Annotated in this window: 9 protein-coding genes and 1 pseudogene; 1 reads left to right on the top strand and 9 read right to left on the bottom strand. The window is 38.2% G+C overall.

Annotated features, from left to right (window positions below):
- Positions 1-392 precede the first annotated feature (392 nt).
- Positions 393-959 (top strand): PhnA domain-containing protein, encoded by a 567-nt coding sequence (locus tag PVK70_RS18125; protein WP_130046104.1) that lies wholly within the window; start codon positions 393-395, stop codon positions 957-959.
- Positions 960-1201: 242 nt separating this feature from the next.
- On the opposite strand, the gene PVK70_RS18120 is transcribed toward PVK70_RS18125, so the two are convergent.
- The 9 genes and pseudogenes from PVK70_RS18120 to PVK70_RS18080 form a co-directional block, all read right to left on the bottom strand.
- Complete coding sequence (locus PVK70_RS18120) at positions 1202-2158, bottom strand: tyrosine-type recombinase/integrase (protein WP_130049090.1); 957 nt, start codon at positions 2156-2158, stop codon at positions 1202-1204.
- Between the two features lie 328 nt (positions 2159-2486).
- On the bottom strand, positions 2487-3863 hold the full coding sequence (gene pntB / locus PVK70_RS18115; protein ID WP_130049089.1) for a Re/Si-specific NAD(P)(+) transhydrogenase subunit beta: 1377 nt from the start codon (positions 3861-3863) through the stop codon (positions 2487-2489).
- Positions 3864-3875: 12 nt separating this feature from the next.
- The gene (pntA, locus tag PVK70_RS18110) at positions 3876-5432 is read right to left on the bottom strand and encodes a Re/Si-specific NAD(P)(+) transhydrogenase subunit alpha (protein WP_130049088.1); all 1557 of its coding nucleotides are present in this window, start codon (positions 5430-5432) and stop codon (positions 3876-3878) included.
- 250 nt (positions 5433-5682) lie between these two features.
- Positions 5683-5958, bottom strand: a complete 276-nt coding sequence (locus PVK70_RS18105) for an HlyU family transcriptional regulator (protein ID WP_130049087.1) — start codon at positions 5956-5958, stop codon at positions 5683-5685.
- A 95-nt stretch (positions 5959-6053) separates the two neighbouring features.
- Entirely contained in the window at positions 6054-6605 is a 552-nt protein-coding gene (locus tag PVK70_RS18100; protein WP_130049086.1) for an OmpA family protein, read from the bottom strand.
- Between the two features lie 132 nt (positions 6606-6737).
- On the bottom strand, positions 6738-7838 hold the full coding sequence (locus PVK70_RS18095; RefSeq protein ID WP_130049085.1) for an ABC transporter permease: 1101 nt from the start codon (positions 7836-7838) through the stop codon (positions 6738-6740).
- 2 nt (positions 7839-7840) lie between these two features.
- Positions 7841-8956 (bottom strand): ABC transporter permease, encoded by a 1116-nt coding sequence (locus PVK70_RS18090; protein ID WP_130049084.1) that lies wholly within the window; start codon positions 8954-8956, stop codon positions 7841-7843.
- A 9-nt stretch (positions 8957-8965) separates the two neighbouring features.
- Positions 8966-9943, bottom strand: coding sequence for an HlyD family secretion protein (locus tag PVK70_RS18085; RefSeq protein WP_130049083.1), 978 nt, complete (start codon positions 9941-9943; stop codon positions 8966-8968).
- A gap of 1 nt (position 9944) precedes the next feature.
- Positions 9945-11337 (bottom strand): annotated as a pseudogene (locus PVK70_RS18080) (TolC family protein).
- Positions 11338-11393: the final 56 nt, after the last annotated feature.

Genomic DNA, 11393 nt, shown 5'->3' with positions numbered 1-11393 from the left:
TACTAGCTGTGTGGGCGCAAAGTTGTAATGTTACTTTTTAGCAAAGTTAAAATGCTTCCTTATTTTAGGATTAACCTATACTTTTTATATCAATTTCTGTTTTCATTTATTCTATTTTTATGCAGATTGGTTGTTCAATATTCATTATCCACTGTATTTATGTGCATAAAACTGTATTACGGAGTTCAATTTAATGAGCAACTTTTTGGCTCTATGAAGTGAAATTTAACCACATTAACTCATCTGTGTTACCAATTGGAAAACCATCTTTTACCCATTTGATACTAAATCAAAAAGAAATCAGAAAAATTACAGTATTCTCACCGTAATCCTTTTTCTTATGGTATAAACTTGCCATAATATAAACATTACTAAACAACAGGCACTATTTTATGAGCATTGAAAAAACTCTTTTAACTCGCTGCGATTCTAAATGTGAACTATGTGGTTCAACTAACTCACTAGCTCCATTTGCAGTTCCGCCTAAAACAGATATCACGGTTGATAACTGTGTAATGATTTGTGATACCTGTACTGCACAAATCGAAGACGCTGATAAAATGGATGTTAATCACTTACGCTGTCTTAATGACTCTATGTGGAGCCAAGTTCCTACTGTTCAAGTTATGTCTTATGTTCTTCTAACTAAGCTTGCTTCTGAATCTTGGGCTCAAGATGCTCTAGATATGATGTACGTTGAAGAAGACGTTAAAGAATGGGCTGAGAAAGCACTTCTTTCTGATGGTGAAAAACCACGTGACATCAACGGCGTTGAACTGAAAAAAGGTGACGACGTAACGGTTACTAAAGACCTTCCAGTTAAAGGCACTAACCAAGTTATTAAACAAGGCACCGTTATCCGTGGCATCAGCCTTGGCGACGATCCTCGTCTAGTTTCTGGTAAAGCTAACGGCGGTCAATCTATGTATGTAATCGCTGAGTTCTGTCGTAAAAAGTAATTCGTTACTTAACAATCTGACAGACTAAAAAAGACGCTTAATTGCGTCTTTTTTTATGTCTTAAATTTATCTTAATCATTATGTCTAATACCATTCTGCATAAGTAATTGTTCAGATAATTGCGTAGGAAAAATCGATTAGAGTAAGCAAGAATGCTCAAATACTTATGTAGATTGATGTAAGTAAGTATGCAAAATAAAAAGTATAAACCCGAGATATTTCTAACTACTATGATTATTTATTCATATAAAACTTAAGTTATCACTCGCTTTTTTCAAACGTTCAAATCCACGTTTATCGTACTTTTGCGTGGTAATGATGCTTGCATGCCCCATTGCATCTTTTACGGTCGAAATATCCTCGCCATTATCTAACAACATAGAAGCAAAAGTTCTTCGGCAATCATGGGGAGAAAATGCACTCACCCCAGCCTGTTTTCTTCGTTCATTTAGTATATGTAAAATAGCCTGTGATGTTAGCTTATCATCAGTCACAGTATCAAAACGCCTTATACGGGTAAATAAGGCGCGGCTATTGTCCCCGCTGACAGCATTTAGCCATGAATGTAGTAATGTTAATGATTGTTGTGGCAAGTAAGACATTCGTTCTTTATTGCCCTTACCAAGTACCCGTAATGACCCTTCTTCTGCATTAAAGCTACCAATAGAACAATCCACAATTTCTGAGCGTCTTAAACCACAGCCTAATAACACACCTAAAATAGCACTGTCTCGAATACCTTTTATGGTTTGGTCATTACAAGAAGAAAATAACAATTGGATTTCATTACTGGATAAGGCCCGACCTTTAGCTAATCGAGAGCCTTTCATTTGTTTAATGTGTTTTATTAATTGGTAGTTTTCTGTAGTGATTTTTTTCGATAACCACAGTTCTTGAGCTACACCTTTGATTGCCGCTATATAGGTATTGATGGTGGCCGATTCTAATTTTTCAGATTTTAATGCTTCAATGACACCAAGTACGTAATCACGGTTTATCTGATGCCACGGACAATTGTTTAAATTAAAAGATCCAAGAAGATGAGCGATCTTATTTAAATTAGATCTCATCGTTGATCGGCTATTTTCAGAGTTTAAAGATAATAAATATGCCTGAGCTGCATTTAAGCTACTCACTTTAGGCATGGTTAGTCCTACTGAAATATCATTACTTAAAAGTGTTACGCTGTCACTACTCATTGATTTTACAACTTATTTATCACTTATCTATAGTATATGATCTTTTTCTACTTTTCCAAAGGTACATTTTAATAAGTAGAGATCCATTTTAGATCCTTTAATCATGGTTTGACGGTTATTACATCAATAAGATCTCGGATTAGCTCTGATTAATACCAATCTACATAAGTATTTGATCATTCTTGCTTGTTAAAATCGATTTTTCCTACGCAATTATCTGAACAACTACTTATTCAGAATGGTATGACTAAGAATTGACTATTATTTTGGATAAAAAAACCGAGTAATGAATACTCGGTTTTTAATCTATTTAATAAACACATTTTAATTAAAGATGTTTACTGATCTCAATACAACTTTCTTTAGCATCACCGAAAAGCATTTCAGTGTTTTCTTTAAAGAATAGTGGGTTTTGAACACCAGCATAACCTGTATTCATTGAACGTTTAAATACGATTACGTTTTTCGCGTTCCACACTTCAAGAACAGGCATACCTGCGATTGGACTGTTTGGATCTTCCATTGCTGCAGGGTTAACTGTATCGTTAGCACCAATAACTAGGACCGTATCTGTTTCAGATAAGTCATCGTTGATCTCATCCATTTCAAGAACGATATCGTAAGGCACTTTTGCTTCAGCAAGAAGAACGTTCATGTGGCCTGGTAAACGCCCTGCAACTGGGTGAATACCAAAGCGAACCTCAACACCTTGAGCGCGAAGTTTTTCAGTAATTTCATGAACAGGATATTGAGCCTGAGCAACAGCCATTCCGTATCCTGGAGTAATCACAACAGACTTAGACTCTTTAAGCATTTCTGCTACTTCTTCAGCTGTTGTTTCACGATGCTCGCCCTGCTCTTCGTCACCTGATGAAGCAACAACATCTTGACCAAACCCACCAGCAATTACGCTGATGAAAGATCGGTTCATTGCTTTACACATGATGTAAGACAGAATTGCACCTGATGAACCCACTAACGCACCAGTAACAATCAGAAGATCATTCGATAGCATGAAACCTGCTGCTGCCGCTGCCCAACCAGAGTATGAGTTAAGCATTGAAACAACCACTGGCATATCTGCGCCACCGATTGAAGCAACTAGATGATAACCAAAGGCAAATGCAATTAAGGTTACTAAGATCATGGCAAACATGCTGCCTTCAACACTAACAAAGTAGTAAAGAAGTCCTACTGAAGCAACTAATGCTAAAAGGTTAAGCTTATGACGGTGAGGTAATTGCAGCGCTGATGAATCAATAACACCACGCAATTTACCAAACGCAACTAAAGATCCGGTGAAAGTTACCGCACCAATGAATACACCTAAGAAAACTTCAACAAGGTGAATAGTTAGCATTGCACCAACAAGTACACCGTGATCGATATAACTGTTGTAACCAACAAGAACCGCTGCCATACCTACAAAGCTATGAAGAATTGCCACAAGCTCTGGCATTTCTGTCATTTCCACTTTTTTAGCGTAATAAAGGCCAATAACAGCACCTATTGCCATAGCGACGATAATCCATCCAGTACCTGCAGAGTCAGGGCCAAAAATGGTAGCAATTAATGCGATAGCCATACCAGTAATACCATAGTAGTTACCGCTACGCGCTGTTTCTTGTTTAGACAAACCGGCTAAACTCATGATAAATAAAACGGCAGATACAATATATGCTGCTTGAACTAATCCTGCTGACATTATCTCTACCCCTTACTTATCTTTACGAAACATTTCAAGCATACGCTTGGTTACAGCAAAACCACCAAATATATTAATACTAGCGATTAGAACTGCGATAAATGCTAAAAATGAAACGACACCATTACCCTGTCCCACTTGCAATAATGCACCGACAATGATGATGCCTGAAATGGCATTAGTTACTGACATTAATGGTGTATGAAGTGAATGACTTACATTCCATACAACGTAATAACCCACCACACACGCTAATACAAATACGGTAAAGTGTGCTAAGAATGCAGCTGGAGCAACCGAGGCTACCCAACCAAAAGCAGCAACACCAGCACCTATCATTGCAAACTTTTTAATTGGTGACATTGGCTCTTCAATTTTAGGCTCAATTTTCGCTTTTGGTGCTGCTTTCGCTTGAGGTTGTGCCGAAACTTGAATTGGCGGCGCTGGCCATGTTACTTCGCCTTCTTTAACAACCGTTACACCGCGAAGAACAACGTCTTCAAAATCGATGTTAATGTTGCCATCTTTTTCTTTGCATAAAAGCTTCAGAAGGTTTACTAGGTTTGTACCGTACAGTTGAGATGATTGAGTTGGTAGACGACCAACCATATCGGTATAACCGACAACCTTTACACCATTCTCTGTAACAAACACTTCGTCTTTTACTGTGTATTCACAGTTACCGCCATTGGCTGCTGCCAAGTCAACGATAACACTACCTGCTTTCATGCTATCAACCATTTCTTTGGTGATAAGCTTAGGTGCAGGACGACCAGGAATAAGTGCTGTTGTAATGATGATATCAACATCTTTAGCTTGAGCTGCATATAGCTCTTCCGCTTTTTTGTTGAATTCATCAGACATTTCTTTTGCGTAACCATCACCTGAACCTGAGTTCTCTTTGAAATCAACTTCAAGAAATTCAGCGCCCATTGATTGCACTTGCTCTTTTACTTCAGGACGAACATCGAATGAGCGAACGATAGCACCAAGACTGCCAGCCGCCCCGATAGCGGCAAGACCAGCGACACCAGCACCAGCAACAAGTACTTTTGCCGGTGGAACTTTACCAGCAGCGGTAATTTGACCAGTAAAGAAACGACCGAACTCATGCGCAGCTTCCACTACTGCACGGTAACCTGCAATATTCGCCATTGAACTTAGTGCATCAAGCGCCTGAGCTCGTGAAATACGAGGAACTGAATCCATAGCTAGAACGTTGATGTTCTTTGTCGCTAATTTTGCAAGTAACTCTTCATTCTGCGCAGGCCAAATAAAACTGATTAGGCTAGCACCATCTTGAATTAAATCGAATTCATCAACACCTGTTTCAGCGTTAACTTGAGGAGCATTAACTTTAAGGATTAGATCTGATTTCCACACATCATCAGCAGGAACAATAGTTGCTCCGGCTTGTTCAAATGCAGAGTCATCAAAACTGGCTAAAATACCGGCTTTAGATTCAACAGAGACAGTAAAGCCAAGCTTCAATAGCTGCTCTACCGTTTTTGGAGTGGCAGCTACACGGGTTTCGCCCGCGAGTACTTCTCTAGGTACACCAATTTGCATAGTTATTCCTTTACTATTGGCATGAATTGATACTTACTTTATAAGATATAAATTCAAGTGTTTTGTAATAAAATGACATGATTTTATTACATTAAATTAATTCCTGCTTATATTCACCCTAATTCAGTAAAAAAACAACATTACAGTGACAAAGCAGAGGTCAGACCATTACGGTTTTGACGTTGATTTACAACAATAATTATAATTAGATAATATTTTTTCAATCTAATCTACATCAAAGCTAAGGCATTTAATTAAAGATTGACTCATTCATTTGCTCGATCAGCATTTTTGATTTACGTACCATAAGCTCATCAGCATCACTTTTGTTTGAGATTACATCAGAACGAATAAAGCGGTGCTCTTTAATTTCACCCTTTATTTCTTTTGTTATTGTACCGGCGATACGAAATTGAGAGCCATCTCGTTCTGAGTTTGGATAAATTAGGAAGGATTGATATTCAATTGGTTCGATCGTTGCTTCTTGCTTAGGTGATGTTCCAAATAGACGTGAAAAAAGCCCCATTTCATTTTCCTTTTTGAAATAAGGCTTATTATAGCTTATGTGTCAGTAATGTAGGTAGTTTTGCTTACTCAATTATAAAATGACCAAAGAAATCACTACTCTTCAAACAATTCGATTATTGGAGTAATGCGGATTTCTATACGACGATTTTTTTTGCGTCCATCGGAATTCATATTAGAAGCAATAGGTTCTTCCTCACCAAAACCATAAGTATTTATACGTGTGGAGTCTACCCCTTGCTGAGCTAATAACGCGAGTACCGAATCAGCCCGCTTATTTGACAATGATATATTAAATTGCTTGCTACCACGACTGTCTGTATGGCCCGCAATAAACACTTCTGATTCTGGTTTATCGTTTAATAATTTGGCTAATTGAGATAAAACAGTTTTGCTTTCTTCTTTTACCTCTGTACTTCCAGAGTCAAAGCTCTTGTCACCATTAAGTAATAGAATAATTTCATCGTTTGTTTTTGCAATACTGCCGATATCACTGGTAACAAACTGTGCTAATTCGTCATTATGATAATTAACAAAGCTTTCAACGGTAGGAGTGTCAATAATACTTGATGTTGAATCATCGCTAGTACTTTGACATCCCATTAAAAAGCCCGTTGCTATAATCATTCCAAGTATGTGTTTTTTCATTATAAGTATCCCTAGTCCAACCTAGGGATAATTTATCAAACTTCGAATATGCTTACTTGCTTAGTAAAAATGAAATCGAGACACTTCAACTAATAATGAAACTATGTTGTTACTCAGTATCACTTTTAAGAGTTACTTTTGCTTACTGATAAAAAGACCCAACCCATACAGTAAGCATAAACCGTAAAGCCCTGATATATTTAAAAGAACACTGTGTAAGCCTGCGCCCATCTGATTGAGTTTAAGAAAGCCATCAATAGCAAACCCACTTGGCAATAAGTGCATAATATCAGTTAATGCATTTGGAATAAGTTCAGTCGGCCAGATAAATCCGGCACTAAATACAATCGGCATCGAACTAAATAGCACGACTAACAAAATACTTTCGGGGGTAGGAAACCATCGCGCCAGTAGCATGCCAAGCAAGATAATCGATGCAATAAATGGCACCATTATGATCAGTAAGTCCAATACGTTAGAAAAACGGCTGATATGATAATGGTCAAATACAAAACCAAAATAAAAGCTCGCGAGTATTAATTCGCTGATTAAAAATAGTGAAAAACGAGCGATTAACTGTAGCGATGAATTCTCGCTTGCCGTTGCTGCTTTCTGTCTTACGCCAACTGCCATTAATAACGTTTGTTGGAGAATCAATACAAATACGGCGGGAACCACATATTCTACATATCCCATATTTCGGTTAAATACAGGAGTATAATTAGATTTAAAAGGTTGAAAGGTATTTATTGCAGTAGTAATTGGAGTGCCATCAATAGCCATATGAGCAACTCGATATTCAGCAGATAATGTTCCCCCCACTTTCATTAACCCTTCGATTATGGTCCCATAAACTAAAAAGTACGAAGCATCACCAGCATAAGCAACTGTTGGTGCTTGGCCTAACTGCAATTTGTCTGAGAAATCATATGGGATAACTAAAAAGCCGCTAACCGTATTATTTAAAAACTGCTGTTTTGCTTGCTCAATACTCTCTGCCTGCTCTACGACGTTTAGCTGCTGTGATGCATTCGCCATTAAAATAAATTTTTGGCTAAGTTCTGATTTATCTAAATCAACAACCGTGATCTTCTGCTCTTCTGGACTTTGATTCAAATAAGGCAACGGGTAAAGAAATGCATAGAAAAGTACACCACCGATCATCGCAAGTACGATCGTGCTATTAGTAAATATCCCTTTCGCTTCATTTTTTAATATCGAGAGAAAAGACATGATTACTTCCTTAATCGTGAAATAAGTAAAAGAAGCGGCAAGGTAAATAACAGTAAAATACCGACATGCGAGAAACTTGAAACAAGCCCATACCCATAGTTTGCTTGTTCTATTTGTGAGCGAACAAAATGACTTGCAGGTAGAATTGAGTGCCAAAAAACAGCGACGTTGTTCATGTCTGATACTGGAAAAGTAACACCTAAAAATGCAAAACTGGGTGCCGTGTAAGCGCCTGAGATACTCATTGCTTTTACAATATTATTGGTACCATACCCAATAGCAGTGCCAATACTAATACAAGCCAGTGTCATTGCTCCCATTGTAATGAGAAAACTTAAAATGCTCGCATCAAAAGGAAATTGTAATACCCCGAACAAGAAATAGAAAAGTACACAACCCAAAGTCATTCCAATCAAGAAATAAACGCCAACAAATGAAAGAATGTTTTGAGGTGTTTGGCTATCAAACCATTCACGTAAATCATTGTTATTATTGCGAACCGATTCGTTTTTCATCGCCCAAATCATCCCAACAATAACCGCCATTTGCCATATTGCAGGAAGAATTGCGGAGACTAAGAATTGATTATAATTGCTACCAATGTTAAATAGGGCCGTCACTTGAACTTTAATTGGCACTGCAGAGTTAATTGCTTGAGTCCATGTTGATTGCTTTGTACTCAGCGCCTTTATTGTTGCCAGTTTTGCTTGGATCGTCATGTCTGTTTGCATCAAAGCAGAATTAATTTGCTTTGCGATTAAGATAAATTGTCCATTATAAAAGCCTGAAATTTGAGGGCTCTTCCCCAGCATGACATTACGCTCAAAATCATGAGGGATAACGATATAGCCATAGTTATCGCCTTCTTTTAATGCGCGATTGGCAATAGTAACATTTGGTTGGATCGTACGGACAGCAAGCGTTGGGGTTGCGTCGTAATCACGTATGATCATCCTAGATAAACTGGATTGATCAAGGTCCACCACATCGAGAGGTAATTCACGCACCACAGAGGATGAAAATATCCACCAAATCATCAATGACAGCACTAATGGAAGACCAAAAGTAACCGCAATTAGCCATGGATTAGAATAATAAGAACGCCAAAATGCTTTCATAAATCACGCTTAATCTAATTTAACTATAGCACTCATACCAACTCGTAGATTTGGAATGTCAGCAGTTGGATGCGCTTCAATTTCAAAGGTTTTTAAATCAAACCCTTGGCTATTATCGGTTGCTCGCCAGGTTGCATAATCTCCCATAACAGCAATATGCGTGATCTTAAATGGAACCGTTTGATCCAGTGCTGGAAGATAGACGTCAATCTGTTGATCTTTTTTATAGTTTTTAAGCTTATCCTCACGAACATGGAAAACGGCCCATGCTTGTTTAATGTCTATAACACTAACAACAGGAAAGCCTTGAGGTGCAATTTCACCTTCATTGAGTAAAACTTGAGTTACCTCTCCTGTATACCAACTGTTAATCTTAGTGTCTGCGACATAAGCCTCTACTTCTGCGACTGAACCCATTGCCATTTTTACTTTTTCATTGGCTGCTCGTTTTGTTTCTGTTCTAGCGCCCTCTTTGGCCATTTGGTACATTTGGTAAGCTGCACTTTCGGTGTATTTTGCCGCTTGCCATTGAGTGTAAGTCTCATCTTTTTTCTGCTCTGATACGACACCATCGTTATAGAGGTTATTAACACGAGTATAGGTTTTTTCTAGCAGTTTATTGGCCGCTTTTGCTTTTTGCCATTGATCTTTCGCTGCTGCAACTTGTTGAGTTCTTGCTCCTTGTTCTGCTTCTTCTGCCAGAGCGCTTGCTGCAGCTTCACCGGCTTTTGCTTGCGCTAGCTTCGCATCTATTTCTGGGCTGTATAAGGAGAAAATAGCTTGGCCTTTCTCTATCATGTCACCTTTTTTTACGTATAAATTCTCGATTCGACCAGGGACTTTAGAGGAAATATTGTATTGCTCAGCTTCAATTTGACCTTGCAGTAATTCAGGTCGAGGCTGATAAGCAGCCCAAAAACTGTAACCAACCCAACTAACTACACCTACAACGGCAAGAGAACCGATGATTTTCTTTAATTGACTCATGTTATTTTCCTTCTCTTGCTTGAAGTTGATATTGTACAAATGTGTCTGTTTCATCGCTTAAAGCAAGTAACTTAACTAATGAAATCATATAATTAAATGATGCTAATGAACGTTGCGTCTTGATACTTGCCAAATATAACTCAGCATCCACCACATCAAGTGACGTCGATAGGCCTTGTTTAAACCCTTTTTCTCTGAGTAATATGTTTTCTTGTGCAAGCGCGATACTTGATGCTAAACCATAATATTCATCGATCGCTTGTAATGCTTCTCGGTATGTTTTTTCAACCAATAATGAAAGATCTTCTTTTGCTTGTTTTTTAAGGTACTGTACTTGTTGAACAGCACTATGCGCCGCCGCAACTTTTTCTGAACGTCCTTTATTATCCAGTAGTGGCACATTAACACCGACACCGACCATCCAATCTGGTGCAATTTCAGCAGATAAGCTGTCACCTTCATACAGATTATAGTTACCATATAAATAAACTTCAGGGTAATAACTGCCTTTCTCCGCTTTTATTAAACTGCTCGCTTGCTTTTCTTTGGCATCTAAAAGGTCTAAACCTGGGTAAGTGGCTAATGTATTATCAATAAAAGCGGTCATTTCCGGTAATTTTTGATTGATAAACAACGGTGTTTCTGGCGTGATGTTTTCATTCATTTGCAACATGCATTCTTAATGCAGCACTGGCAATATCTGAATTTTGTTGAGCTTTACGAAGGTCTACTTTTGCTTTGTCGTATGCCGCATCAGCTTGTAGGCGCTCTACTTTAGCAATTTGACCCTGTTGTTGGAGTTTAACCGCATTATCTCTGTGTTTTGCTAAGCCTTGTTCTACTTCACTATAGGTTTTAACGACTTCATTAGCGAGAACGACACTAAAATAGTACTTAGCTAAATCTTCATAAGAGGCTTGTTGTTTCATTTTTAGCTGACTGCGTGCTTCGTCTGTTTTTCCTTCCGCTGCACTTTCTGCGGCAGAGATACGGCCACCAGTGAAGATAGGCCAAATCGCACGAATAGAGCTAGTAAAAATATCACGTTCTGAAAGAGTTGATGTGATTGGGCCACCAAGTGCATTTATTAATCCAGTAGCTGCACCTGCAAAGGCTGGGTTAATATCAGTACTGTCTAATAATTGTTGGCTGTTAACCGTTACATCATCATCTAAATAAGTATAGTTAGCACTTAAGGTAATAGACGGAAGATTAAGGTCAGACGTGCCTGAGGCCAACGATTCCTGACGCTGAACATTCGCGCGCTCTGCAGCAATACCGTTATGATTGTTGAGCACATTTTTCCATGCGCTATCAAAATCTACTGACTTAGCAGAAACAGACAAAGAAAGCAGCGTTGTTAATAATACAGATAGTCGTGAAATTTTAAGCATAACCCCTCCAGTAATCTAGAGTATATACTCTAACTGGTTCCATGTGCAAAAAAAAA

It is taken from the genome of Aliivibrio sp. A6, assembly GCF_028765505.1.
GTDB classification, from domain to species: Bacteria; Pseudomonadota; Gammaproteobacteria; order Enterobacterales; family Vibrionaceae; genus Aliivibrio; species Aliivibrio finisterrensis_A.
Note: the sequence above shows the minus strand (reverse complement) of the source record. Positions and strands in the feature narration are given on the sequence as shown.